This window comes from Streptomyces sp. NPDC031274 (genome assembly GCF_055570235.1).
In genome coordinates, this window is the sequence record NZ_JBVIHP010000010.1 from 129,804 (window position 1) to 154,090 (window position 24,287).

At 69.3% G+C, this 24,287-nt stretch carries 23 protein-coding genes; 15 read left to right on the forward strand and 8 right to left on the reverse strand.

Annotated features, from left to right (window positions below):
• Nucleotides 1-189 precede the first annotated feature (189 nt).
• Nucleotides 190-1,122, forward strand: coding sequence for a LysR family transcriptional regulator (locus ACZ5CR_RS18155; protein WP_468858464.1), 933 nt, complete (start codon nucleotides 190-192; stop codon nucleotides 1,120-1,122).
• Between the two features lie 230 nt (nucleotides 1,123-1,352).
• On the opposite strand, the gene ACZ5CR_RS18160 is transcribed toward ACZ5CR_RS18155, so the two are convergent.
• Nucleotides 1,353-2,474, reverse strand: coding sequence for a sugar ABC transporter substrate-binding protein (locus ACZ5CR_RS18160; protein ID WP_468858467.1), 1,122 nt, complete (start codon nucleotides 2,472-2,474; stop codon nucleotides 1,353-1,355).
• Between the two features lie 229 nt (nucleotides 2,475-2,703).
• Between ACZ5CR_RS18160 and ACZ5CR_RS18165 the strand changes: the two genes are divergently transcribed.
• From ACZ5CR_RS18165 to ACZ5CR_RS18195, 7 genes are all read left to right on the forward strand, one after another.
• A complete protein-coding gene (locus ACZ5CR_RS18165) occupies nucleotides 2,704-2,886 on the forward strand; it encodes a hypothetical protein (RefSeq protein ID WP_468858470.1) in 183 nt (60 codons plus the stop codon).
• Nucleotides 2,887-3,161: 275 nt separating this feature from the next.
• Entirely contained in the window at nucleotides 3,162-3,365 is a 204-nt protein-coding gene (locus ACZ5CR_RS18170) for a cold-shock protein (protein ID WP_100598391.1), read from the forward strand.
• A gap of 162 nt (nucleotides 3,366-3,527) precedes the next feature.
• The gene (locus ACZ5CR_RS18175) at nucleotides 3,528-5,075 is read left to right on the forward strand and encodes a DEAD/DEAH box helicase (protein WP_468858472.1); all 1,548 of its coding nucleotides are present in this window, start codon (nucleotides 3,528-3,530) and stop codon (nucleotides 5,073-5,075) included.
• Nucleotides 5,076-5,132: 57 nt separating this feature from the next.
• Nucleotides 5,133-5,711: a TetR/AcrR family transcriptional regulator gene (locus ACZ5CR_RS18180; protein WP_468858475.1), complete on the forward strand. Its 579-nt coding sequence runs from the start codon at nucleotides 5,133-5,135 to the stop codon at nucleotides 5,709-5,711.
• A gap of 202 nt (nucleotides 5,712-5,913) precedes the next feature.
• The gene (locus ACZ5CR_RS18185) at nucleotides 5,914-6,696 is read left to right on the forward strand and encodes an oxidoreductase (protein WP_468858478.1); all 783 of its coding nucleotides are present in this window, start codon (nucleotides 5,914-5,916) and stop codon (nucleotides 6,694-6,696) included.
• 103 nt (nucleotides 6,697-6,799) lie between these two features.
• A complete protein-coding gene (locus tag ACZ5CR_RS18190; protein ID WP_468858480.1) occupies nucleotides 6,800-7,369 on the forward strand; it encodes a TetR/AcrR family transcriptional regulator in 570 nt (189 codons plus the stop codon).
• Between the two features lie 109 nt (nucleotides 7,370-7,478).
• Nucleotides 7,479-8,663 carry a GDSL-type esterase/lipase family protein gene (locus ACZ5CR_RS18195; RefSeq protein ID WP_468858483.1) on the forward strand — a complete coding sequence of 395 codons (1,185 nt, stop codon included), beginning with the start codon at nucleotides 7,479-7,481 and terminating at the stop codon, nucleotides 8,661-8,663.
• A gap of 949 nt (nucleotides 8,664-9,612) precedes the next feature.
• Here ACZ5CR_RS18195 and ACZ5CR_RS18200 read toward each other — a convergent pair.
• The 6 genes from ACZ5CR_RS18200 to ACZ5CR_RS18225 form a co-directional block, all read right to left on the reverse strand.
• The gene (locus tag ACZ5CR_RS18200; RefSeq protein WP_468858485.1) at nucleotides 9,613-10,293 is read right to left on the reverse strand and encodes a hypothetical protein; all 681 of its coding nucleotides are present in this window, start codon (nucleotides 10,291-10,293) and stop codon (nucleotides 9,613-9,615) included.
• A 127-nt stretch (nucleotides 10,294-10,420) separates the two neighbouring features.
• The gene (locus ACZ5CR_RS18205; protein WP_468858488.1) at nucleotides 10,421-12,640 is read right to left on the reverse strand and encodes a M20/M25/M40 family metallo-hydrolase; all 2,220 of its coding nucleotides are present in this window, start codon (nucleotides 12,638-12,640) and stop codon (nucleotides 10,421-10,423) included.
• On the reverse strand, nucleotides 12,637-13,458 hold the full coding sequence (locus ACZ5CR_RS18210; RefSeq protein WP_468858491.1) for an SDR family NAD(P)-dependent oxidoreductase: 822 nt from the start codon (nucleotides 13,456-13,458) through the stop codon (nucleotides 12,637-12,639). The genes ACZ5CR_RS18205 and ACZ5CR_RS18210 overlap by 4 nt, the downstream gene beginning before the upstream one ends.
• The gene (locus ACZ5CR_RS18215; protein ID WP_468858494.1) at nucleotides 13,458-14,786 is read right to left on the reverse strand and encodes an MFS transporter; all 1,329 of its coding nucleotides are present in this window, start codon (nucleotides 14,784-14,786) and stop codon (nucleotides 13,458-13,460) included. Before ACZ5CR_RS18215 ends, ACZ5CR_RS18210 begins: the two co-directional genes overlap by 1 nt.
• Nucleotides 14,783-15,739 carry a polysaccharide deacetylase family protein gene (locus tag ACZ5CR_RS18220; RefSeq protein ID WP_468858497.1) on the reverse strand — a complete coding sequence of 319 codons (957 nt, stop codon included), beginning with the start codon at nucleotides 15,737-15,739 and terminating at the stop codon, nucleotides 14,783-14,785. The genes ACZ5CR_RS18215 and ACZ5CR_RS18220 overlap by 4 nt, the downstream gene beginning before the upstream one ends.
• 93 nt (nucleotides 15,740-15,832) lie before the next feature.
• Nucleotides 15,833-16,840: an Lrp/AsnC family transcriptional regulator gene (locus ACZ5CR_RS18225; protein WP_468858500.1), complete on the reverse strand. Its 1,008-nt coding sequence runs from the start codon at nucleotides 16,838-16,840 to the stop codon at nucleotides 15,833-15,835.
• 261 nt (nucleotides 16,841-17,101) lie between these two features.
• Here ACZ5CR_RS18225 and ACZ5CR_RS18230 point away from each other — a divergent pair, with 261 nt between their 5' ends.
• From ACZ5CR_RS18230 to ACZ5CR_RS18255, 6 genes are all read left to right on the forward strand, one after another.
• Nucleotides 17,102-17,308, forward strand: a complete 207-nt coding sequence (locus ACZ5CR_RS18230) for a hypothetical protein (RefSeq protein WP_468858503.1) — start codon at nucleotides 17,102-17,104, stop codon at nucleotides 17,306-17,308.
• Nucleotides 17,309-17,512: 204 nt separating this feature from the next.
• Nucleotides 17,513-18,286 (forward strand): helix-turn-helix transcriptional regulator, encoded by a 774-nt coding sequence (locus tag ACZ5CR_RS18235; RefSeq protein ID WP_468858506.1) that lies wholly within the window; start codon nucleotides 17,513-17,515, stop codon nucleotides 18,284-18,286.
• A gap of 306 nt (nucleotides 18,287-18,592) precedes the next feature.
• Nucleotides 18,593-19,630 (forward strand): iron-siderophore ABC transporter substrate-binding protein, encoded by a 1,038-nt coding sequence (locus ACZ5CR_RS18240; protein ID WP_468858509.1) that lies wholly within the window; start codon nucleotides 18,593-18,595, stop codon nucleotides 19,628-19,630.
• Nucleotides 19,627-20,673 (forward strand): FecCD family ABC transporter permease, encoded by a 1,047-nt coding sequence (locus ACZ5CR_RS18245; RefSeq protein ID WP_468858512.1) that lies wholly within the window; start codon nucleotides 19,627-19,629, stop codon nucleotides 20,671-20,673. Before ACZ5CR_RS18240 ends, ACZ5CR_RS18245 begins: the two co-directional genes overlap by 4 nt.
• A gap of 2 nt (nucleotides 20,674-20,675) precedes the next feature.
• Nucleotides 20,676-21,731 (forward strand): FecCD family ABC transporter permease, encoded by a 1,056-nt coding sequence (locus ACZ5CR_RS18250; protein ID WP_468858818.1) that lies wholly within the window; start codon nucleotides 20,676-20,678, stop codon nucleotides 21,729-21,731.
• Nucleotides 21,728-22,633: an ABC transporter ATP-binding protein gene (locus ACZ5CR_RS18255; protein ID WP_468858514.1), complete on the forward strand. Its 906-nt coding sequence runs from the start codon at nucleotides 21,728-21,730 to the stop codon at nucleotides 22,631-22,633. The genes ACZ5CR_RS18250 and ACZ5CR_RS18255 overlap by 4 nt, the downstream gene beginning before the upstream one ends.
• 10 nt (nucleotides 22,634-22,643) lie before the next feature.
• On the opposite strand, the gene ACZ5CR_RS18260 is transcribed toward ACZ5CR_RS18255, so the two are convergent.
• Complete coding sequence (locus tag ACZ5CR_RS18260) at nucleotides 22,644-22,766, reverse strand: helix-turn-helix domain-containing protein (protein ID WP_468858821.1); 123 nt, start codon at nucleotides 22,764-22,766, stop codon at nucleotides 22,644-22,646.
• Between the two features lie 220 nt (nucleotides 22,767-22,986).
• On the opposite strand from ACZ5CR_RS18260, the gene ACZ5CR_RS18265 reads away from it, so the two are divergent.
• Nucleotides 22,987-24,123, forward strand: coding sequence for a PQQ-dependent sugar dehydrogenase (locus ACZ5CR_RS18265; protein WP_468858517.1), 1,137 nt, complete (start codon nucleotides 22,987-22,989; stop codon nucleotides 24,121-24,123).
• Nucleotides 24,124-24,287 lie beyond the last annotated feature (164 nt).

Here is a 24,287-nt window from a genome sequence, read left to right on the forward strand (position 1 = left end):
GGGGGGGGGAGGGAGGTTTGGGGGGGGAGGGAGAGATGGCGCCCCCCCCCCCCCCCCCACCCCCTCGGGGGGCTGGGGGCCCCGGGCCAGGTTGCCGCCTTTGGGCCCGAGATGATCGTCCCGCCGACCCAACACCCAAGTCAATCCTCGGGTTTCCTTGCAGACCTCCAAGCTGTAGCTTCACCGTCCATGACTCTCGACGACCTACGTGTCTTCGTGGCCGCCTGCCGAACGGGCAGCCTCAGCGCCGTCGCCCGCGACCTCTCCTGTACGCAGTCGGCGGTCAGCCAGCACATCAAGCGCCTGGAGCGGGAGCTGGGGCTCAGCCTCCTCGAACGCCATCCGCGCGGAGTCGTACCCACCCCGGCCGGACAGCTCCTGCAGAACGCGGCGGCCGGCGGCCTCGGCGACATCGACCACGCCCTGCGTCGGCTGAACGATCTGGTGCACGGCGAGGCCGGATCGGTACGGATCACCACCGGCGCCACGACGGTGCGGCACTTCCTGTCCGACGCGATCGTCGCCTTCCGGCACCGCCATCCCCAGGTGAGCCTCGAATTCCAGACCGCGCACTCCAGCCGCAGCTGCTTCGACGCCCTCATCGCGGGCGGTCTCGACCTGGCCTGGATCACCCTCGGCGCACCGGTGAAGGGCATCGAGCAACGCCCCGTCATCGAACTTCCCTGGGTGCTCGCCGTCCACCGGGACGACCCCATCGCGACGAAGCCGCTGATCACCACAGCCGACTTGGCCGAAATTCAGCTCATCGGGCTCCCGGCGGAAACGACCTCACGCGCGCGCCTGGACGCCTGGTTCACCGAGCACGGCATCAGTCCGGCCTCCGACACCAGCGTCGCCGACTGGGACACCGCCCTCCTGCTGGCCGAACTCGGCCTCGGCCACGCGATCGTCCCCGATCTGCCGGGGTGGCGCGGTCCAGGCCACCCCGATCTGCACCTGATCCCCATCCCGGAGCTGCCCACGCTGTGGACCGGCTGGGCGGTACGCCGCTGGGACGCACTGTCCCCCTTGGCCAAGGCCTTCGCGGACACGGTCAGCCACAACTGCCCTGTCGGACGCGTGCCCGAGCAGGCGTCGGCGGAGGGCTACGGACGAAGCTGAATGTCAGCGGCCGTCTGGCCCTCTCCACCGTGTCCAGGTCCTGGCCGTCGAGGCAGGTGGCAGGCAGGACGGGCGTATCGCCGAAGTCCACGTCGATCTCCGCACAGGACAGGACGGTGTGATGGCGCCGAGGCTCAGCACCTCTGTACCTCTGTACCTCAGCACCCCTGTACTTCAGCACCTCTACCTCTGTACCTCAGTGCCTTCGCCCACGGCAGAGACCCCGGTCCTCAGCCCTTGAGGCCCACCGTCGCGCACGCCGCCTTGAACTCGGACGTGCAGATCTCCTTGGTCTTGTAGATGCCGTCCTTGATGACCGTGGACTTGATGGTGTCCCGTGTCATGGGGCGCACCGAGACCAGCAGGGAGGGGATGTTCTTCGTGGTGGCGTTCTCGGACTTGTCCCCGGCCAGGGCGTCGAACTCGACCATGCGGCCCTGGGCGATCCGGACAGCCATCTGCGCGGCGCCGACAGCCTCCTCCGGATAGGGCTTGTAGACGCTCATGTACTGCTCGCCCGTGACGATCCGCTGGACGGCCGACAGCTCCGCGTCCTGTCCGGTGACCGGCGGCAGGTCGGTGAGCCCGGCGGCCTTGAGGGCCTTGATGACGCCGCCCGCCATGCCGTCGTTGGCGGAGTAGACGGCGGCGATGTTGTCCTTGCCGATCGCGGTGATCGCCTCGGTCATGTGGGCGCCGGCCGTCTGCGGCTTCCAGCCCTGGGTGTCGTACGACTTGGCGATGACCACCTGGTTGCGGAGCTGGGAGAGCGCGCCTTCCTTGAAGGCGGCGGCGTTCGGGTCGGTCGGTGAACCGTTGATCATGACGATCTTGCTCTTCTTGCGGTTTCCGCTGTCGAGCGCCCTCAGGATCGCCTGCCCCTGGACCTGGCCGACCAGTTCGTTGTCGAAGGCCACGTACCCGGAGACGGGGCCCTCGGCGAGCCGGTCGTAGGCGATGACGGGAATGTTCGCTTCCTTCGCCTTCTTGACCGCCGGTGCGATCTTCTTCGCGTCCACGGCGCTCACCAGGATCACGTCGACCTTGTCGGCGACCATCTGGCCGAGCTGGTCGCTCTGCTTGGCGGCGTCCTCGTCGGCGTTGGCGTAGACGAGCTTGCCCTTGCCGTTGGTGAGCTTCTTGACCTGCTTCTCGATGATGGGGTGGTCGAACTTCTCGTAGCGAGCCGTCTCCGCTTCGGGCAGGAGCAGGCCGACGGTGACCGCGTCACCCTTCCTCGCGGCCTTGTTTGCGTCGTCGTCGGATCCCAGGAGGCTGCCGCATGCGGCAAGCGAGAGTGCCAGGGCGCTGACAGATACGGCGACGGTGGCTTCACGCGTACGGGTTCTCATTCGCCCACTTCCTCGATCGGACCGCTTTGTTGTGATCCGAGGTGGCTGAAAGCCAACCCTGGGGCGTTCCCGGCGTCAAGGAGTCAATACATAACAAGATTGCAATGGAATGTGCGTTTCAGTGTTGAACTGTCCTTCGTTCGAGTCCGGCCCGTCCGGGCCTTGTTCATCCGGGCTCTGGCCGCCCGACGTGGTGACGTAGGCGGAGTGCCCGGGAGCGTGGCCGGGGATGAACCGGACACGTGCGCCGGGGAAGTTCTCCTGGCCGTCCACCACGGTCCGCACCTTCGGCGCGAGCGCGGCGAGCGCGGCGAGCGCGGCGAGCATCGTGCAGGCGGGCGAAGGACCGGAAGGGCGGCCCTGCGTGGCCTGGCGTGGCCTGCTCCAGCGGGTCATTTCTCGCCCCGAATGAGACCGGAGGTCCAGAAATTTCCGCAATGTGGTGCGGTCTCTCGGCCGGTCGGGCGAAATGTGCGCAGCTTGCCCGTGCCGTGACGCTCATCTCGTGCTACTGTTGATCGTAGTTGCAGTTGTGGTTCCCATAAGACTTCAAGTGCCTTTGGTGGATAAATTTCCGCCGGGCACTTTTGTATTTCCGGAGAAGTTTTCCGGACGGGGCAATCAACGTGGCGACGCCGGGGTTCGCACAGTGCGGGTCCCGGGCTTGCCCCGAAGGAGATATTTAGTATGGCTACTGGCACCGTGAAGTGGTTCAACTCGGAAAAGGGCTTCGGCTTCATCGAGCAGGAGGGTGGCGGCCCCGACGTCTTCGCCCACTACTCGAACATCGCCACCCAGGGCTTCCGTGAGCTTCAGGAAGGCCAGAAGGTGAACTTCGATGTCACTCAGGGCCAGAAGGGCCCGCAGGCCGAGAACATCGTTCCTGCCTGACGCTGAAGCGTAAGACGACGCTGGTGCCCGCACCTCACGGTGCGGGCACCAGCTCGTTGCTGTTTACAGAAGTTTGTCTTTTATTCGGCTCGTGCTTGCAATTCCTTCGGTCGATACCCGCCGAGAATTCCTCGATGCGTGCCATATCGAGGAAGGTTCTACGTGAACCGTTCAGCTCGCACGAACGATCGCTATTCCAACCCCCGTAACAGTGGCGGCCCCCGCGGTGCCAACCCCCGCAACGGCGCCAACTCCCGCAACGGTGGCGGCCCCCGTCCCGGCAACCGCTCCGGCGGCCAGGGACGCCGCCCCGCCGCCCCGCAGGGCGAGTTCGCACTGCCGGTCACCATCACCCCGGGCCTCCCGGCGGCGGAGACCTTCGCCGAGCTCGACATGCCCGCGCCGCTGCTGAAGACGCTCACCGATCTCGGCGTGACCGAGCCGTTCCCGATCCAGGCGGCCACGCTGCCGAACGCCCTCGCGGGCCGGGACGTACTGGGCCGTGGCCGCACCGGATCCGGCAAGACCCTCGCCTTCGGGCTCCCGCTCCTCGTGCGCACCGCCGGTCAGCGCGCCGAGTCGAAGCGGCCTCTCGCCCTTGTCCTGGTCCCCACCCGGGAGCTCGCCCAGCAGGTAACCGAGGCACTTACTCCGTACGCCCGTGCCCTGAAGCTGAAGCTCGCCACGGTGGTCGGCGGCATGTCGATCGGCCGGCAGGCCGGTGCGCTGCGATCCGGGGCCGAAGTGCTCGTCGCGACGCCCGGGCGCCTGAAGGACCTCATCGAGCGCAAGGACTGCCGCCTGGACCGGGTGAGCATCACCGTTCTGGACGAGGCCGACCAGATGGCCGACATGGGCTTCATGCCCCAGGTCACCGAGCTGCTCGACCAGGTGCGGCCCGACGGCCAGCGGATGCTGTTCTCCGCCACGCTGGACCGCAATGTCGACCTCTTGGTCCGCAGCTACCTCCATGACCCGGTCGTCCACTCGGTCGACCCCTCCAAGGGTGCGGTCACCACGATGGAGCACCACGAACTGCACGTGCACGGCGCCGACAAGATGGCGACCGCCACCGAGATCGCGGCGCGCGAGGGCCGGGTGCTCATGTTCCTGGACACCAAGCACGCCGTCGACCAGTTCACCAAGCACTTGATGGGCAGCGGCGTACGCGCGGCCGCGCTGCACGGCGGGAAGTCCCAGCCGCAGCGCACCCGCACGCTCGCCCAGTTCAAGACCGGCGCCGTGACGGTCCTGGTGGCCACGAACGTCGCGGCCCGCGGCATCCACGTCGACAACCTCGACCTGGTCGTGAACGTCGACCCGCCCAGCGACCACAAGGACTACCTGCACCGTGGCGGCCGTACGGCCCGCGCCGGTGAGTCCGGCAGCGTCGTCACCCTGGTCACACCGAACCAGCGCCGCGACATGAGCCGTCTGATGTCCGCCGCCGGGATCCGGCCGCAGATCACTCAAGTCCGTTCCGGTGAGGCCGCGTTGAGCCGCATCACGGGCGCGAAGGCGCCTTCCGGCGTGCCGATCGGCGGCAGTGCGCCCATAGAGCGCCCCAAGCAGCGCGGCGGCGCCCCCTTCCGGGGGATGGGCACGCGTCTGGGGCAGCCCGGTCGCTCCGGCGGCGGCTCTCGCCGGGCCGCCGAATCCCGCGAGATGGTGGAGGCGCGTAAGGCGGCGCGGGTGCGTCGAGCTGCCTGAGCTCTGCCTGAGGAAAGTTCTTGACCTGTAGGTCAATAACAGCCTAGGCTCCTGATCATGGGAAGGCCGAAGCAGTTCGATCCGGACGCCGCCGTCGAGCGGGCCATGGACGTGTTCTGGCGCAAGGGATATGCCGCCACCACGCCCCAGGATCTCGTTGACGCGCTCGGTATCGGCAAGGGCAGTCTCTACAACACCTTCGGCAGCAAGCATGCGCTGTTCGAACGGGCGCTGCGCCGCTACCGCGACAGTCAGGCCGTGGCTCTCATCGAGATGCTGGAGGAGCCGGGGCCGGTGAAGGAGCGGTTGCGCGCGGCGCTGTGGCTGCTCGTCGAGATGGACCTCGCCGACCCGGACCGGCGCGGTTGTATGGCGGTGAACACCGCGGCGGAGTTGGCGGTGACGGACGAGGTGGCGACCGACCTCGTCCGGCGCATGTTCGACCGTACCGAGGAAGCCTTCTCCGCGATGGTGGAGAAGGGGCAGCGGGCGGGGGAGATCGCCTCCGGCCGTGACGCTCGCGCCGTCGGGAGTCTGTTGCTGACCACGGTCGTCGGTCTGCGGCTGATGGGGCGGGTCGCGGAAGGGCCGGAGCGCCTTTCCAGGGTGATCGACGTGATGGTCGACTCCCTCTGACGCCTTCCCGCGCCGTCGCCGCTGAGTGAGTTCTCGGCGGAATTCGCCCATCCGCCCATATGTCCATTCAGCATTCAACATTCAGTTCTCGAAAATTCGGCATTCGGTGGTTCGCAGTGTTTTTTGCACTGTCACTGCTGACGTGTGCCCATTTTTTGTACCTGTAGGTCAAGAAGTGTTCTCTTGAAGGAGACGGAACAGCATGAAGCTCGACCTCAATGGCAAGACCGCCGTCGTCACCGGTGCCAGTCGCGGGATCGGCCTGGCCACCGTCAGGGCGCTGGTGGACGAGGGTGTGCGTGTCGTGGGTGCGGCGCGCACCATCACCCCCGAACTCAAGGAGACGGGAGCCTTCGCGGTATCGGCCGACCTCGGCACTCCGGAGGGCGTGGGTGCGCTCATGGACGTCGCCTTCGTCGAGCTGGGTGGCATCGACCTGCTGGTGAACAACGTCGGCGCCGGTGACGCCGTGGAGCCGATCGGCTTCCTCGACACCGACGACACGCAGTGGCAGGGCGTCTTCGACCTCAACCTGCTCAGCGCGGTCCGCGTCAGCCGCGCCGCGCTGCCCAGCCTCATCGAGCGCCGGGGCGCGATCGTCAACGTCTCGTCCATCAACTCCCGTCTGCCCGCGGCCGGTCCCGTCGCCTACAGCGCGGCCAAGGCGGCGCTCACCTCGCTGGGCAAGTCGCTGGCCGAGGAGTTCGGGCCGCGGGGTGTACGGGTCAACACCGTCTCGCCCGGCGTGGTGCGCACTGCCATCTGGGAGGACCCCGACGGCTTCGGCGGCAAGGTCGCTGCTGGTTTCGGGGCCGAGCACGGGGCGTTCCTCGAGCAGATCCCGGAGGTGTTCGGCATCACCACCGGGCGGATCACCGAGCCCCAGGAGGTGGCGTCGCTGATCACGTTCCTGCTCTCCGATGTGGCGGGCAACATCACCGGTGCGGACCACGTGATCGACGGGGGCACGGTCAAGACGGTCTGAGGGTGCCGGTCTGAGATTGCCCCCTGTGTCCTGCGTGGCTAGCTGATTTGCCTAAAGGTATTAGGTATCTGCATAATCGGTTATGCCGAAGGAGAGGAAGGGCATGGTTCGCGCAGGACTGACCGCGGAGCGCCTGGCTCTGGCCGGGGCGGAGATGGCCGACGAGGTCGGCTTCGACCAGGTGACCGTCTCGGCGCTCGCAAGGCGCTTCGACGTCAAGGTCGCGAGTCTCTACTCGCATCTGAAGAACTCCCAGGACCTCAAGACGAGGATCGCTCTCCTCTCCCTGGAGGAACTGGCCGACCGGGGGGCCGCCGCCCTGGCGGGGCGGGCCGGGAAGGACGCCCTGATCGCGCTCGCCAACGTCTATCGCGACTTCGCCCGGGAGCACCCCGGACGCTACGCCGCGGCTCAACTGAGGCTCGACCCGGAGGCGGCGGCCGCCAGCGCCGGCGGCAGGCACGCACAGATGACGAGGGCGATCCTGCGCGGCTACGACCTGACGGAGCCCGACCAGACCCACGCGGTCCGGATGCTGGGGAGCGTCTTCCACGGCTACGTGAGCCTGGAGATGGCAGGGGGTTTCAGCCACAGCGAACCCGACTCGCAGGAGACGTGGTCACGCGTCCTGGACGCTCTCGACGCCCTGCTGCGCAACTGGCCCCAGCCTTGACCAGGGCCCCGCGCCGGCCGAGTCGGCTGCCGCGCGAGTGGCGACGTACGACCGACTGGTCGGCGCTCCTCGGCGACACATCAGAAACCTTGAACAGCAGGCGGAGGCCATGGACAGCACCGAGCACGACTGGATCACCACACCCATCACCGCGGACATCCTGCGCGGCGCACTCGATCTGGAGCGGACCGCGCACGGCGTCCTGCCGCACCGGCTGCCCGCACGGGCCCGCGCCCAGTGCTCCGACGGACAGCTGGCCATGGCGGAGTCCCAGCCCTCAGGTGTACGCCTTGTCTTCCGCACCCGGGCCACCGCCATCGAACTGGACACGCTGCCCACCAAGCGCGTCTACGTCGGCGCCCCGCCCAGGCCGGATGGCCTGTACGACCTGCTCGTCGACGGACGCCTAGCCGGTCAGGCCGCTGTGAGCGGCGGCAACACCCTGACCATCGACATGGAAGCCGGATCCGCCGAGCGCCGGTCCGGCCCGGTCGGCACCCTGCGATTCACCGAACTGCCCGACGGCGTCAAGGGCATCGAGATCTGGCTGCCGCACAACGAGACCACCGAACTGGTCGCCCTGCGCACCGACGCGCCCATCGAGCCCGCACCGGACTCGGGCCGCAAGGTGTGGCTGCACCACGGCAGTTCGATCAGCCACGGCTCCGACGCCGCGAGCCCCACCACCACCTGGCCGGCGCTCGCCGCCTCCCTCAGCGGGGTGGAGCTGATCAACCTCGGCCTCGGCGGCAGCGCCCTGCTCGACCCGTTCACGGCCCGAGCCATGCGGGACACCCCCGCCGACCTGCTCAGCATCAAGATCGGCATCAACGTGGTCAACGCCGACCTGATGCGCCTGCGCGCCTTCGGTCCCGCCGTCCACGGCTTTCTCGACACCATTCGAGAGGGGCACCCCACCACACCACTGCTGGTCGTCTCGCCCGTTCTGTGTCCCATTCATGAGGACACGCCGGGCCCCAGCGCGCCGGACTTCAGCGCCATCGGCGAGGGACGGTTCGGGTTCGTCGCCATGGGCGACCCGGAGGAGATCAGGAGCGGGAAGCTGACCCTCGGCGTCATCCGTGAAGAGTTGGCCCGGATCGTGGAGCAGCGAGCGGCCGAAGACCCGCACCTCTACTACTTGGACGGCCGCGACATGTACGGGGAGGCCGACTCCGCCGAGTTGCCGCTGCCCGACGGGATCCACCCCGACGCCGCTACCCATCGCCGGATGGGCGAACGCTTCGCCAAGCTGGCCTTCACGGGCGAGGGCGCCTTCGCGGACTTCGGGTGAGTTACGCACGACATCATGGGCGTTCTGCGATCGGGCGCCGTCCCGGTTGTTGATCAAGGTGGCGAAGGCCCGTTGTCCGGCGGGGTGTTCGTCGCCGCGCCGTGGTGGGTTCCACCGGGGAATGTGCCGGATCACGGACATGCGGCGCCCGCAGTGGGAGGATTGGGATGTTAGGCCGCCGCCGCGCGGGTGCGGCGGCGGCCAGGGCGCGAGGTGCCGAGGCTCCCCCTCGATCGGTCCTCGCGCGAGATGCCCTCCGGGCGCCAGGGGCTGCGGAATTGAGCCCCGTTGGCCGTCACGCCCCGGAGGGCGGCGGCTGGAGCTGTGTAGTCGGCGATGCGGCTCCAGCCGGTCTCGTGAAAGCGTGGGAGTCTGTCACGGCTCGGGGGCTGGGAGTCCGGGGCGGGGCGTGAGCCCAACTACCCTGTATGAATGGTATGCCCGCGGCTGGCTGATGGGAAGCGGGCCTGCTGCCCACGAGGCAGAGCGGTCTGTTCCCGCCGAGGCGAACACGGTGTGCACACCCAGGCCGTTGATGGCGCTGGGCAGGGTGGGGCCAGGGTGCGCGTCCGGGGCAGGCAGATACGGGGTGAGCGTGTGGTGCGGCATCGCCCCCTCTTGCGGTGCTGAGCCAGAAATGCCGCCGGAGCGAACCGGGACCAGCGTTCACGGGCCTGGTCGGTATCCAGCGGTACAGCGGCCACCTCGGAGACGGATGGCAGCAGCGCCGGCACGGGCCCTCGCTGCAGCGAGCCGGGGCGTGATCGGCGCACGGCTGGTGCGGATGCCGGAGCTGCGCATGTGTGGTTGCCGCACGAAAGGGGACTCGGTGTACACGGCGCTGGTCAGTGATCAAACCCTCCGGAGGTCTGCCGCGCCCAGGCTCTCCGGTTCAGACAAGAGCCGGGAGAGCCGCCCTAACCCAAACGCTGACGGCTTGCCGCCGGGGTCACAGAGGTTTCAATGGGGCGTCGTCGCCGTCGGGCGGCGGCCCGTCGATGGCGCGCAGGGCGCTGGCCGCAGTGCGGGCCTGCGCGGCGTGGTGTCGGTGTTCCGCGGCTTGCTGGGCGCGGTGATGCTTTTCGTGCTCGCGTGCCAGGTGCTCCTCGGCTGTGGCCAGTGACTCGGCCGCCGCTGTGGCCTGCTCCCGAAGCTGGTCTGCCTGGGTCTGCAGGGCCCTGAGTGGCGCCGGACCCTGCGCCGCTATCCGCGCGGTGGAGGCGTCTGTCTCCCGGTCGATGGCTTCCTGCTCCCGCAAGTCCGTCGCATCCGTACGGTGCAGTGCTGCCTCGTTGCGGTCCAGACGCTCCTGGCTGGCGGTCAGCAGGCCCTGGGTCCGGTCGAGCTGCTCGTACGAGCGCGTCCGTATGCTGGGAGTCGGATCCCCCGCCGCACGACGCCGTGCGTCCAGGCGCTTCTCCTTAGCGGTGAGCTGGTCCTGCCACGTGTCCCCAGCTGCTTCCCGCTCGTCGGCGGCGGCTTCCCGCTCATCGGCGAGGGCCTCGCGGGCGTCAGCGGCGCGCTCCCGTTCGTCGACCACTCGTTGTTCATCGGCCCCTTGCTCGCGCGTCTCGGGGGGCTGTGCGGCGTCGCCTGTAGCGGACGGGTGGTCCAGAGGGTCAGTGCCCATACTTGCAGTATGCCCTGCCTCTGAGACATACGGAGGGGGTACGCGCTGCCCAGCCGACAGCCGGACACCGTTCGACCGCCTCCTCACCCCCCGGGTGCGTCTCGTGTCGGCCGGGCGGGGCCGCGCGTCAACCGGCCAGAGACGCCAGCACCGTGGCTGTCAGCGCGGAGCGTTCGGTCATGCCGGATACCGAGGTGTTCTCCGACCGGGCGTGGGCGCCTGAGCCGACCGCACCGATGCCGTCAAGGACCGGTGTCCCCGCGGCGACCACGAAGTTTCCGTCGCTGGCGCCTCCGACGGACGTCTCGCGCAGGTTCTCTCCGAGCAGCGCCGCGCACCGGCGGGCCAATTCCGCGTAGGCGGCGACTTGTGCGGTGCGCTCGAAGACGGGGCGGTTCCAGTCCCCGCTGACTTCCACGAGGGTCCGGGGGTCCACCGGGCGCAATGCGGCAAGGGCCTCGGTGACGCGCTTCTGCTCGGCCGCGGTGGCGACACGCACGTCGATGCGGCCGACGGCCCTTCCCGCGGTGACGTTGCTGCGGGTGCCGCCCTGCACCACACCCACGTTGAGCGAAGTGCCGGCGTCGGCGTCGCGCAGGTCGGCCAAGTGCAGGATCTGATGCGCCAGTTCGTCGACCGCACTCGCCCCGACGGTCGGATCGAGCCCGGCATGGGCCTCCTTCCCGGTGACCGTGAGTGTGAACAGCCCCACTCCCTTTCGGGCCGTTTTGATCGCGCCGTCGGCGGCCGCCTCGAAGACCATGGCGAGCCTGCTGCCGCGGGACTCGTCGACGATGGCCTCGTGGGAGCAGAGGCTGCCGGTCTCCTCGTCGCCGTTCAGCATCAGGGTGCAGGACGGCCGGGGCAGGCCCAGCGCGTCGAGCGCGCGCAGCGCCCACACGGCCTGCACCAGACCGGCCTTCATGTCGAAGACACCCGGCCCGCTGATGTGGTCGCCGTCCCGTCGGAAGGGCCATTCGCCGAGGGTGCCGGTCGGCCAGACGGTGTCGTAGTGGCCGAGGAGCAACACCGGCCGGGTGTCCTCGCAGGCCGTGTCACGGGCCGGGTAGCGGCGCACGAGTATGTCCCCGGCGCCCGCGCGGGGGAGGATCTCCTCGGCGTCCGGTGCGCCCAGACGCCGGTCGAGCCAGCCACGCAGCCAGCTCAGGCAGGCGTCCAGTTCCCCGGGGTCGTCGCTGGCGCTCCCCTGGGAGGTGTACGCGGCGAGGTCGGCGACCATCTCCTCGCGGTGCTCGTCGAGCCAGCCCCGTACCGCCTCGGCCTGCTCCGCCTCCGGCAGACGCGCGCGTATCGGGGGCTCGGCGAGGCGGTCGAGGCTCTCCAGGCGCGACTCCGACATCTGGTGTGGTGCGCCCTCCAGTTCGAGCAGACCGTCCATGACCGTGCGCAGGAGTGTGGTGGGCAGCCCCTCGCGGGCCGCATGGTCGAAGACGCCGGTGTAGTGGGTGGTGGCCTCCACGGGCCGGCGGCGTACGGCGAGATCGCGCCAGATGCCGCTGCGGTCTTTCGTCTGCGTACGCAGCCACGAGGTCAGGCGGTCGAAGGCGGCATCGCGTGCGGCCGGGTCCTGCCCCGGCCGCAGCGGGTGCGGATCGAAGGCGTCGAATGCCTCCAGGGTGATGCCGAGGCGGTCGGACACGGCGAAGATCTCTCCCGTCAGTCCGGCCATGGCGGCCCGGTGCCGGTCGATGAGGTCGGCCATGGGGGCGTCGGCGAGAGCGGTGGCGGCGAGCATCGCGCCGAAGCCGGCCTTGGCCCACAGATAGCCCTCGACGTTGTCGCTGGCCAACGCCGGACCCCAGCTGTGCAGGTCGGACACGAGGGAACGGACACGGGCACTGACCGGGGCGCCGCCGGGCTCGCCGAGAACGAGCGCGCCGGCGCCGCCGTCCAGGATGACCCCTGGCTCGATGACGTCGGCGAAGATGTTGACGAACGCGGCGACGGTGCGGCGGGCGCCCACGTGCTGGGCGATGAGGTCCTCGTTGAAGCCGTTCTGGAGGGAGACCACACATCCGTCGGGTGCCAGGCGGGGCGCGATCCAGGCTGCGGCGGTCGCTGTGGCCTGAGCCTTCACGGCCAGCAAGACCCGTCCGAGGGTTCCGTCGAACTCCTCCGGTGTGGTCGCGGCGACCGGCACACTGGTGCGAGTGCCGCCGTGCTCGACGACGAGTCCGTCGGCTCGGATCGCCGCCACATGGGCCGGGTCGGTGTCGACGACGGTGACGGGGTGGCCGGCCCGCGCGAGGGCGAAGGCGAGCGTGCCGCCGATCGCGCCTGCGCCGACGACGGTGTAGGCGGCCCGCTTGGTGGAGGGGGCGGTCATGGCGTGGGTCCTTCCGTGGGGGCGACCGGTGTCGCGGGCAGTGGGGCGGCGGGGGTGTCGCCGGGTTGCCAGATGCGGGGCAGGTGCAGTGCGCCCGTACTGGATCCGCCGTCCACCCGCAGCACCTCACCGGTGATCCAGGAGGCGTCCGGGCCGGCGATCCAGCACACGGCACGGGCGATGTCGTGCGGACTGCCGGGGCGGCCCAGCGGGTTGGTGCCGATGGCCGCCGCGTACTCGGTGGACACGGGGTTGCAGTCGCTGGCGACCTGGACGAAGCCGGGGCTGACGGCGTTCACGCGGATGCCGTGCGGGCCCAGTTCCAGGGCGGCGGCGCGAGTGGCCATCTCCAGGGCGGCCTTGGAACTGGCGTAGGGGCCCCCGCCGGGCCGGGACCGCAGTGCGGAACCGGACGAGATGTTGACGACCGCGCCGGGTCGCCCGTCCGCCACGGCGAGCCGGGCGAACGCGGCGGTGGCCAGGACCGGGGCGCGCAGGTTGACGGCGAACAGCCGGTCCCAGGTGCGGGCGTCGATGTCCGCCATGTCCAGGGACGGGTAGACACCGGCCGCGTTGACCAGGACGTCGACAGGGCCGTGCTCCGTCCACGCCCTCTCGACCAGGGCGGAGGGGGCGTCCGGGTCGGTCAGGTCAGCGGCGTGCGCCCTCGTGCCACCGCCCAGCCGTGCTGCTGTCCGTTCAAGAGCCGTGGCATCGCGGTCGGCGAGTGTGAGCAGTGAGCCCTGGGCGGCGAACTCCGCGGCTATCGCGGCGCCGATGCCGCCCGCGGCGCCGGTGACGATCACATGAGCCGTCATCAGTCGAACTCCTTGTCCTTGGTCTCCGGCATCGTGAGGTAGACGACGAGGGAGATCAGTGCCGCGGCGGAGACGTAGATCCACAGCAGGTCGCTGTGGCCGCTCTCGTGCAGCCAGGTGGTGAGGTACGGAGCGGTGCCGCCGAAGACCGCGACGGCCAGGGCGTAGGGCAGGGCGATGCCGGTGGCGCGGACCTCCGGCGGGAACTGTTCGGCCATGATGACGGCGCAGTTGGCGGAGTAGCCCAGGATCAGCAGCATGCCGGTGAGCTGGACCAGGAACAGGCTGAGGAAGCTGCCGTCGAGCAGGTGCAGCAGGGGCCATGCCAGGACGACGAATCCGGCGGCGAAGCCCGCCATGGTCGGTTTGCGGCCGATTCGGTCCGAGAGCAGTCCCGCGAACGGCAGCGCGACGACGAAGACGATGAGACACAGAGTCTGCGACAGGAGGGCGGTCTTCAGCGCGATGCCGGTGGTCAGATTCGCGTACGTGGGAAGGTAGTTGACCCAGATGTAGTAGGTCAGAGTGCCCGCGATGGTGATGCCGACGACGCGCAGCGTCGCCGCGGGATGTTCGACGAACATGGCCTTGACGGGGTTGGTACGGGTCCGGCCCGCGTCCTGGGCCTGGCTGAAGGACTCGGTGTCCGCCACGGAGACCCGCAGCCACAGACCGACCAGGCCGAGGAGTCCGCCGAAGACGAACGCGGCGCGCCAGCCCCAGGAGTGCACGGCGTCGTCGCTCAGCAACGAGGTCGTGAGGGTGCCCAGAAGGGAGGCGATGAGGACGCCGCCCGCCACCGAGACCTGCTGCCAGGAGCCGGCGAACGCGCGCCTGCCCCGAGCAGCCGACTCCACGAGGAAGGCGGAGGAGGAACCGAACTCGCCGCCCGCGGAGAAGCCCTGCACGAGCCGTGCGATGAGCAGGATGAGCGGTGAGAGCACGCCGATGGTGTCGTAGTTCGGGGTGATGGCGATGGCGAACCCGGCACCCGCCATCAGGGCGACGGTGATGGTCATGCCCTTCTTGCGGCCGTGACGGTCGGCGTAGGCGCCGAGCACGGCGGCGCCCACCGGGCGCATCACGAAGCCGACGGCGAACACGGCGAGCGTGGACAGGAGGGCCACCGCTCCGTCGCCCTTGGGGAAGAACTCGTCGGCGATGACCTTGGCGAAGATGGAGTACAGGGCCCAGTCGACCCACTCGACGGTGTTGCCGATGGTGCCGGCGACGATGGCCTTGCGCTGGGCGCCGTTCAGCCTGCCGGGGGAGGGGGAGTCGCCGTCCTGGGGCAGCGGACCTGCGGTTGCTGCGGATCCTGTGTTCATGGCGTGTGCTCCGGGGCGTCGGGGACGGTACGGGAGGTCGTCGTGCCGGTCAGCACGGTGCGGGCCGAGTCGGCGAGCTGGGCGTGCGTGGCGAACCAGACGTCGGAGTGGGCGGTGATGTGGTCCAGAAGCCCGCGCAGCGCCACCAGACGTGAGCGGTGACCGATGACGTGCGGGTGCAGGGTGAGTTGGAAGACGCCGCCGTCGCGGTGGGCGGCGTCGAACTCGTCGGCCCAGATCTCCATGACGTCGCGCGGACGGCTGTGCGGGCGGACGGACCCGTAACGGTCCATCGTGAAGTAGGGGGCGTCGTCCCGGATCCAGTCCACGGGGATCTCGACCAGACCGGTGGGGCTGCCCTCAGCGACGATCTCGTACGGCTCGTCGTCAGCCATCAGTGAAGAGTCGTAGGCGAAGCCGAGTTCGAGCATGATGTCGAGGGTGGAGCCCGAGAAGTCCCAGGACGGTGTGCGGATTCCCACCGGCCGTTGCCCGGTCAGGGTCTCCAGAGTGTCCAGGGCGCGGGCGGTCAGCTCTCTCTCGTCATCGCGTCCAAGGAGCATGTTCCGCTCGTGGATCCAGCCGTGGACGGCCAGTTCGTGTCCGTCGCACGTGTACGAGCGCGCCTCCTCGGGGTGGATCAGGGCGGAGACCGCCGGCATGAAGAACGTCGCAGGCACACGGTGATGGGCGAGCAGCTCCAGGATCCGGGCCGCGCCGACGCGTGCCCCGTACTCGCCCTGGGCGAGTCGGCCAGGACTGGTCTCTCCGTCGCGCAGCGGGATCGTCTCGTGGTCGGAGTCGAAGGACAGGGCGACCGCGACCCGGGCGTTGCCGGGCCAGCGGTCGGGGACCAGCCGCCGTCCGGCGCGCACGGCGTCCACGTGGCCGCGCCAGGTCTGTTCGGTCCAGCGCCAGCTCTCTGCGGGCAGGCCGGAGTCGTCTGTGGGCATGGTGACTCCACGAGGGTCGGGGAAGGTACAGGGGAGAGGTGAAGGAAGTGCGCGAAGGCGTGAGCCGACGCGATACGGGGGCCGGGAGCCCGCTCAGACGGGGCGGACCATCCGGTGCCAGGAGTACTTCATGGTGACGAGATGCAGGGTCACGTCGGAGGCGAGCAGGCCGGGCAGTCTGCCGATGACGTCGCTGGTGTAGCGGTAGAGGTCGGCACGGCGAGGTAGCACCATGTGTCCGACGAGGTTGAAGCGCCCGGTCGCCGCGCCCAGGAACTTGGTTCCCGGATGCCGTGCGAGCTGCCGTCCCGCCGCGTCGAGCCGGTCGGGCTCGATCGAGAGCCAGACCATGAACTCCGCGTCGTAGCCGAGCAACGAGGGATCGGCCAGGGTGCGGAACTGCAGGACGCCGCGGGCGATGAGCCGTTCCATGGCCCGTGCGACGCCGGACTCGGTGTGACCCAGCCGCCGGGCCAGCACGCTGACCTGGGTACGGCCGTCCTCCTTGAGCGCCGCGACGAGATCCTGCTCCAGGGGCATGAGCGCTTGTGGCGTCATGTCCCAGTCCTCCCGGTCGCACGAGGACGCCAGGGACGCGGGCCGCAGATCGGCCGCGGCCTCGGCGGACAGCAGCCCGGTGTCCCACATGGACGCCGAGACGAAGGCGCGGATGACAGGTACGGCCTCGGTGCTGGTGATGAGGTCGGCCGCGGGCAGGTCGGTGAAGAGAATCCGCATCATCTCCTCGTTGTCGCGGGCAACGAAGTCGACGATCAGATCGGCGGCGCCGGTGACCACGGCCACGAAGCGGACGTCCGGACTCTCGGTGAGCCGGTCGGCGGCGGCCAGACCCTGGCCCGGCCTGGCCTGGACCCGTACGAGCATGGAGGACCCCTCCCTCGTCCGGTCCAGCTCCAGGGTGCCGACGACCCGAAGCAGCCCCCGCTCACGCAAGGAGCGGTACCGACGCTGGGCGGTTGTCTCGCTGGCACCCACCCAGCGCGCCAGAGCGCTCCACGGGGCACGACCGTTGAGCTGGAGCGCGGCGATGATGCGCTGGTCCAGCTCGTCGATGGTGTCCGTGGGGGCTGTGTGCGTCATGGTGGCGAAGGTATCGAGTGCTCTGACCACCGTCAATGAAGGAATCCTGCATTATCGCTGGTCAGATCATTACCATCCCGCAACCGCTGCGTTGTGGAGGGATGAACGACGCAGCTCGGCCCCACGTACGCGGGTGGCTGGAACGTGACGGATTACGTCAAGCGTGTGTCTGAAAAAGTTCCTCCGGCATCTACGGCCTCGGGGAACGGGGCCACCTGAGTTGCGGGGTGAGCGCAACCTGAGCACCTCATGATCGTTCAAATGGGCATGAAGAACGCCAAGCGGGCCGTCATTGCCCTGACCCTTGCAACCGCGGCCCTTGCCGCCTCCGGATCCGCTCATGCGAGCGATGGCCACGACGGCGATGGAGGTATCAACATCCCCGAGAGCCCCGGAGAGGTCGTCGACGGAGTGCGAACGGGACTCGACGTGGCGGCAACGAGCTGGGAGATCGCCCAAGCCCGCTGAGATGCGACAGCCGCATCCACATCGACCTGGACGCCGACGGCCGGGGCGGCAAGGGGGACGACCTCGCCGGTTCCGGCCGTGCCTGACTGACCTCATGTGGCGATGCGGCCAGCCGTAGTCTGGAGCGATGCACCTCGTTCACCAGGCTGCTGGAGCCGTCCGTGTCTTTGCTGCCTTCGTCGCGCGTTCAGGCGGGGCGCGGGCGTGAGCAGGGAGCTCAGGGAGCTGCCGGTGCACGCGCCCGGCTCGGTGGTGATGCCCTTCGTCATCCAGGGGTACGACGAAACCGTCGCGTGCGACACCGTCTGGGGGGAGCACTCCCACCCCTTCCACGAACTGCTCTGGAACGAGCGTGGCGCCTCCACGGTCGTCGTCGGTGCACGCGTCTGGACCACCACGCCCACGCTGGCTCTGTGGATGCCCGCGGGCGCGCTGCACTCGGGATCAGCGGTGGCCGGCACCTGGTTCCGTGCCGCCTTCTTCGGCTACGGCGCCACGAACTCGATCTCCGACGTGCCGGTGGCCGTCGATGTCACCCCGCTGCTCAGGCTGCTGCTTGAGCGCCTGAACGATCCTCAACTCCCGCCCGCCTCAAGGGACGTGACCGAGGCGATGGTGCTCGACGTACTGCAACCCTCCCCGCGTGAGCTGCAGGTCCAGGTGCCGACGTCGACCCTGCTGCATCCCGTCGCCGCGGCCGTACGGGAGAACCCCGGTGATCCGCGGACGCTGGCGGACTGGGCCGCCGAGCTGGGGGTGAGCACGCGCACGGTGACCCGGGCGTTCCACGCCGAGACGGGAACCAGTTTCGCGCGCTGGGTGGGGGCGGTCCGTGTGCAGCACGCGGTCATGCTGCTCGCCCGCGGCTGGGAAGTCGATACCGTCGCGGAGCATGTGGGCTACCGGTCGGCGAGTGCCTTCGGCGTGGCATTCCGGCGTACGACGGGGCTTACCCCGGGCGCCTTCCGTACGCGCTGAATCGCCCTGTGCCGGACAGTGATGCCGGACAGCGACGCCGGACAGCGACGCCGGACAGCGACGCCGGACAGCGACGCCGGACAGCGACGCCGGGCGGTGGCGTCGAGCAGTGGTGTCGGGTGGAGATGTCCCGATCGCGACATCGGCTGTCTCAAATGGTCGATTGCGACAGTCGTCCCCCTTTCCTTAAGGTACGAAGGCAAGGTTTACCTAACCTTCAGGCGCCGCGCGGCGCCGTGCGCCCTCGCCTTCTCGCGATCGGGCGTGCACATCCAGCACTGACATTCCGAAGCGGAGTACGGACTGATGCGTTCGCAACGCCTTCGTCTGCTCGCTGCGGCGGTGACCCTCCTGGGGCTCTCCGCATGCGGCACGGCCGATACCGACAACGGCGGTAAAAGCGACAAGGGGGGCCAGTCCGGCGCCTTCCCCGTGACGATCAAGCACGCTCTCGGGACATCGACCATCCCGGAGAAGCCGAAGCGCGTGGCCACGGTGAACTGGGCCAACGACGAGGTACCGCTGGCACTCGGAGTCGTACCGGTCGGCATGGCCAAGGCGAACTTCGGGGACGACGACGGTGACGGGGTGCTGCCCTGGACCGAGAAGCGGCTCAAGGAGTTGAAGGCCGACACTCCCGTGCTGTTCGACGAGACCGACGGCATCGACTTCGAGGCCGTGGCCGACACGCGCCCCGACGTGATTCTCGCGTCGTACTCCGGTCTGACGAAGAAGGACTACAAGACGCTCAGTGAGATAGCCCCCGTGGTCGCGTACCCGGACGCTCCGTGGGCGACCCCCTGGCGAGAGATCATCCGGCAGAACAGCAAGGCCATCGGCCTGGCCCCGGAAGGCGAGAAGCTGGTCAAGGGCATCGAGGGGGACATCCGCAAGGCTTTCAGCAAGTACCCGCAGCTGAAGGGGAAGTCGGCGATGTTCATGACGCACGTCGACCCCAAGAACGTCAGCAAGGTCGGCTTCTACACCACGCATGACACGCGGACGCAGTTCTTCGAGGACCTCGGTCTGAAGACTCCCGGGAGCATCGGCAAGTTGTCCGAGGGGACGGACAAGTTCGTCCTGACGCAGAGCGCCGAGCGGATCGACACGTTCGACGACGTCGACATCGTCGTCGGGTACGGCGACGAGAAGGGCGAGCTGCTCAAGCAGCTGCGGAAGGACCCGGTGCTGTCCAAGATGCCCGCGCTCAAGCGCGGTTCGGCGTACATGCTCCCCGGCAGCACCCCGCTCGCGACCGCGGCCAACCCCACCCCCTTGTCGATCGGGTACGTACTGGACGACTACGTGGCGGCCCTCGCCAAGGCCGCGGACAAGGTCCCGTGACAGCGGTCGACACCCGCCAGGTGAAGGGTGCCGCTGCGGCGCGGCGGCACCCGACACAGGCCCGTCTCATGTGGCTTCTGCTGGCGGCGGTGGCGCTGGGTGCGGTCATGGTGGCCTCCGTCGCCCTTGGCTCACGCGCCGTCGGGTGGTCCGACATCTGGGCGGCGCTCGGCGGCGCGGACGACTCGCTGGCACAGGCGGCCGCCGCGAAGCGGATACCCCGTACGGTCCTCGCTGTGCTGATCGGCGCGGCGCTCGGCCTTGCCGGTGGCGTCATGCAGGGCGTCACCCGTAATCCGCTGGCGGACCCGGGCATCCTCGGGGTCAACATGGGAGCCTCGCTCGCCGTCGTCACCGCAGTCGCGTTCTTCGGCCTCGCTTCGCCGACCGGGTACATCTGGGTCGCGATGGCCGGTGCCGCGGTCTCCGCGGTGTTCGTCTACACGATCGGCTCGCTGGGCCGCGGAGGCGCCACCCCTCTCAAGCTGGCGCTCGCCGGAGCCGCCACGACGGCGGCATTCACGTCGCTGGTGAGCGCCGTCGTGCTGCCGCGCAACGACGTGAACGGCAGCTTCCGGCTCTGGCAGATCGGCGGCGTCGGCGGAGCGACCTTCGAACGCGTGGGCCTGGTCCTGCCGTTCCTCGTGGTGGGCCTCCTCATCTGTCTGCTGTCGGCGCGCTCGCTGAACTCGCTCGCCCTGGGCGACGAGGTCGCGGCCGGTCTCGGGGAGCGGGTCGCGCTGGCTCGCGGCACGGCCGCACTCGGCGCCGTCGTCCTGTGCGGCGCGGCCACGGCCGTCGCCGGGCCGATCGCCTTCGTCGGCCTGGTCGTCCCGCACACGTGCCGCCTGCTCATCGGCGTGGACCACCGCTGGCTGCTGCCGTTCTCGGCGCTGCTCGGCGGGGTCCTGCTCACCGGCGCCGACGTCATCGGACGGATCGTCGCACGTCCGGCGGAGATCGACGTCGGCATTCTGACGGCGCTGATCGGCGGCCCGTTCTTCATCTGGATCGTCCGTCGGCAGAAGGTGCGTGCCCTGTGAGTGTGACCATCACCGACCCGCTGGGGGACACCGCGTCGGCCGGGACCGTGTCCCGCGCACGGGTGCGCCGCGCGTCCCGGCGCCGGACAGTGATCACGGTCCTGGCCGTGCTCGTCGTGGCCGGGTTTGCCGTGACCCTGATGGTGGGGGAGACGTTCTACCGGCCCGATGAGGTGGCCCGGGTGATCATGGGTGAACAGGTGCCGGGCGCGTCGTTCACCGTCGGACGGCTGCGGCTGCCCCGCGCGGTGCTCGCCGTGGTGGCCGGATTCTGCTTCGGTCTCGCCGGTGTCACCTTCCAGACGATGCTGCGCAACCCGCTGGCAAGCCCGGACATCATCGGCATCAGCTCCGGTGCGAGCGCCGCGGCGGCCCTCGCGATCGTCACCCTGTCTCTCGGCGCGACGCAGGTGTCGGTCCTGGCGATCGTCGCCGGCCTCGCTGTGGCCCTGCTCGTGTACACACTGGCTTTCCGGGACGGCGTCGTCGGAACCCGGCTGATCCTGATCGGCATCGGCGTCTCCGCGATGCTCGACAGCATCACCTCGTACGTACTGTCGCAGGCTGCCGAGTGGGACCTCCAGGAGGCGTCACGTTGGCTGACCGGCAGTCTCAACGGCGCGGCATGGGAGCAGACCGTGCCCGTGGTCGTCGCGCTCGCGGTCCTCGGCCCGGTGCTCCTCTCCCGTTCGCGGGACCTGTCAGCGATGCAGCTGGGCGACGACACCGCCGCCGCGCTGGGGGTCCGCGTCGAACGGGTCCGGGTCACGGTGATCGTCGCGGCGGTCGGCCTCATCGCCTTCGCCACGGCGGCGTCCGGGCCGATCGCGTTCGTGGCGTTCCTCTCCGGCCCCCTCGCGGCCCGACTCGTGGGCCGTGGCGGTTCGCTCCTCGTACCCGCGGGCCTCGTCGGCTCCCTGCTCGTGCTCGTCGCCGACTTCGTGGGGCAGTACGCCCTCGGGACGCGGTTTCCGGTCGGCATCGTCACCGGCGTCCTCGGCGCGCCCTACCTCATCTACCTGATCGTTCGTACCAACAGGGCCGGAGGCTCGCTTTGACCACGGACCACGTCCTCACCGCCGAGGGGCTCACGCTCGGCTACGGCGACCGCACCGTGATCGACTCCCTCGACCTGACGGTGCCGCCCGGACAGATCACCGGGATCGTGGGCGCCAACGCCTGCGGCAAATCGACGCTGCTCCGGTCCATGTCCCGGCTTCTCGCACCCCGTGCGGGCCGCGTCGTGCTCGACGGCAAAGAAGTGCACCGGCTGCCCGCGAAGGAACTCGCCCGCACCCTCGGCCTGTTGCCGCAGTCGCCGGTGGCCCCCGAGGGCATCACCGTCGGGGACCTGGTCGGCCGCGGCCGCCATCCGCACCAGGGCGTCCTGTCCCGCTGGAGCGCGAAGGACGACGCCGCCGTGGCCGCCGCGCTGGAGGCGACGCAGACGACGCCGCTCATGGACCGCGCGGTGGACGAGCTGTCCGGAGGCCAGCGTCAGCGCGTGTGGATCGCGATGGCGCTGGCTCAGCAGACCGATCTGCTCCTGCTGGACGAACCCACCACGTTCCTCGACGCCAGCCACCAGATCGAGGTGCTCGACCTGCTCACCGATCTGAACCGCAGCCGCGGGACCACGATCGTCATGGTGCTCCACGACCTCAACCTCGCCGCCCGGTACTCGGACCACCTGATCGCTCTCGCGGACGGTCGGCCGCATGCCACGGGTGCCCCCGCCGACGTACTGACGGAGGAGAGCGTCCGCGCCGTGTTCGGCCTCGACAGCCGCATCGTGGAGGATCCCGTGTCGGGTAGACCGCTGATGCTGCCGATCGGGCGCCACCACGTCCGAGCGGCAGCCAGTACGGTTCCCGAGAGCCGTCAGTCCGTGGGGGTCAAGCCCCGCTCCCACCTGGGCTCTTGGCCCAAGGCTCACCGCGGATGGAAAACTTCGTTTTGACCACGGTGGGTCAGGCGCGGACCGTCGTGAGGTCCTGAACCCGTTCGATGCGGTAGTGGACGGTGTCGACGTGCGGGTGCATGGCTTCTGCCGTGCGGGCCCAGGAGCAGTTGTGGGCGAGGGAGACCTCCAGGGGGGGGAGGGGGCGGAGGCACCGAAGCTGTCGGGGGTAACGGACTTAGATGACTGCGGTCTTGGTCTATACCAGCAATCCCTGTCCCAGTATCCTCATCCGTGGCCAGTAGCACCCCATCCCCCCCACCCAGGTTGCGTGCTGGCGCGCGCGGCACCCGCCTGACTCTTCCCCACGCAACTGGGTGACCTCCCCGTTCGCCGCCTCCAGGAGGATCACGGTGAAAGTTCGCACCAGAAGCACGGCGATCATCGGCACCCTCTGCCTCGTTGCTTCCCTCGCCCTGACCACGGCGTCCGCAGACGAGCCCGCCACAGCACAGCAGGCCCCGAAGGTCGCGCTCACGAAAGTGACGACGGCCGCGAATCCGACCGCGGGCACCGCCGGTCCCGGTGGAACGGTCTGGGTAGCCGAACGCGCGGGCACCGTACGGGTCTTGGGCCAGAAGGGGCTCAGTGACCCCGTACTCGACATATCCAAGGAGACCACCACCGACGGTGAACGCGGGCTCCTCGGCATCGCGTTCGACAAGAAGTTCGCGCACTTGTACATCTCGTTCACCAACCTCGAAGGCACAAGCACCGTGGACGAGTTCGCCGTGCGCAAGGGCAAGATCCGGCCCGAGACCCGGCGCACCGTCCTCACACAGACGCAGCCCTATTCCAACCACAACGGCGGCGACATCAAGTTCGGCCCCGACGGCTACCTCTACATCGCGCTCGGCGACGGCGGTTCGGGAGGTGACCCGCACGGCAACGGGCAGAAGCTCGACACGCTGCTCGGCAAGCTCCTGCGGATCGACCCGCGCGGCGGCAAGCCGTACGCGATCCCGGCGGACAACCCCTTCGTGGACGACCCGAACGCGAAGGGCGAGATCTGGGCGTACGGGCTGCGCAACCCGTGGCGGTTCTCCTTCGACGCGGGCACGGGCGACCTGCTCATCGGTGACGTCGGCCAGAGCGACTGGGAGGAGATCGACTGGGCCCCGTCCGACAGCGAGGGCGGCGAGAACTACGGCTGGTCCCAGATGGAGGGCAGCCATCCCTTCCGGGGCGGCACGGAGCCCGCGAACCATGTGCCGCCGGTCCACGAGTACGACCGCACCGGCCTCGGCTGCTCGGTGACGGGCGGATACGTCTACCGGGGCAAGGCGATCCCGGCCCTCAAGGGCCAGTACGTGTTCAGCGACTACTGCGACGGCACGATCCGTGCCCTGCAGATGAAGGACGGCAAGGTGACCGGCGCGAGCGACCTCGGGGTCAACGGCGGCGAGGTCATCTCCTTCGTGCAGGGCGGTAAGGGCGAGCTGTACGTGCTCGACATCGGTGGCAGCGTCTCCCGTATCGACCCGGCGTAGGGAGACGTAAGGACTGCTTCATCGACTGCTTCGGCGGCCGCGTTGTTGGCTGCGTTGTCGGGGGGGGGGGCCGGGAAAGAACCACCCACGGAGAGAGGGAGGGGGAGGGGGGGGTGTGTTTTTACCCGGTGGATTTCTCTGGTGTGTCCTTTTTTGCTACCCCC

Bases quoted from the DNA above. Each gene is read 5' to 3' on its own strand.
- ACZ5CR_RS18155 (WP_468858464.1), top strand. From the start codon at position 190: ATGACTCTCGACGACCTACGTGTCTTCGTGGCCGCCTGCCGAACGGGC.
- ACZ5CR_RS18160 (WP_468858467.1), bottom strand. From the start codon at position 2,474: ATGAGAACCCGTACGCGTGAAGCCACCGTCGCCGTATCTGTCAGCGCC.
- ACZ5CR_RS18165 (WP_468858470.1), top strand. From the start codon at position 2,704: ATGAACCGGACACGTGCGCCGGGGAAGTTCTCCTGGCCGTCCACCACG.
- ACZ5CR_RS18170 (WP_100598391.1), top strand. From the start codon at position 3,162: ATGGCTACTGGCACCGTGAAGTGGTTCAACTCGGAAAAGGGCTTCGGC.
- ACZ5CR_RS18180 (WP_468858475.1), top strand. From the start codon at position 5,133: ATGGGAAGGCCGAAGCAGTTCGATCCGGACGCCGCCGTCGAGCGGGCC.
- ACZ5CR_RS18185 (WP_468858478.1), top strand. From the start codon at position 5,914: ATGAAGCTCGACCTCAATGGCAAGACCGCCGTCGTCACCGGTGCCAGT.
- ACZ5CR_RS18190 (WP_468858480.1), top strand. From the start codon at position 6,800: ATGGTTCGCGCAGGACTGACCGCGGAGCGCCTGGCTCTGGCCGGGGCG.
- ACZ5CR_RS18195 (WP_468858483.1), top strand. From the start codon at position 7,479: ATGGACAGCACCGAGCACGACTGGATCACCACACCCATCACCGCGGAC.
- ACZ5CR_RS18200 (WP_468858485.1), bottom strand. From the start codon at position 10,293: ATGGGCACTGACCCTCTGGACCACCCGTCCGCTACAGGCGACGCCGCA.
- ACZ5CR_RS18205 (WP_468858488.1), bottom strand. From the start codon at position 12,640: ATGACCGCCCCCTCCACCAAGCGGGCCGCCTACACCGTCGTCGGCGCA.
- ACZ5CR_RS18210 (WP_468858491.1), bottom strand. From the start codon at position 13,458: ATGACGGCTCATGTGATCGTCACCGGCGCCGCGGGCGGCATCGGCGCC.
- ACZ5CR_RS18215 (WP_468858494.1), bottom strand. From the start codon at position 14,786: ATGAACACAGGATCCGCAGCAACCGCAGGTCCGCTGCCCCAGGACGGC.
- ACZ5CR_RS18220 (WP_468858497.1), bottom strand. From the start codon at position 15,739: ATGCCCACAGACGACTCCGGCCTGCCCGCAGAGAGCTGGCGCTGGACC.
- ACZ5CR_RS18225 (WP_468858500.1), bottom strand. From the start codon at position 16,840: ATGACGCACACAGCCCCCACGGACACCATCGACGAGCTGGACCAGCGC.
- ACZ5CR_RS18230 (WP_468858503.1), top strand. From the start codon at position 17,102: ATGGGCATGAAGAACGCCAAGCGGGCCGTCATTGCCCTGACCCTTGCA.
- ACZ5CR_RS18240 (WP_468858509.1), top strand. From the start codon at position 18,593: ATGCGTTCGCAACGCCTTCGTCTGCTCGCTGCGGCGGTGACCCTCCTG.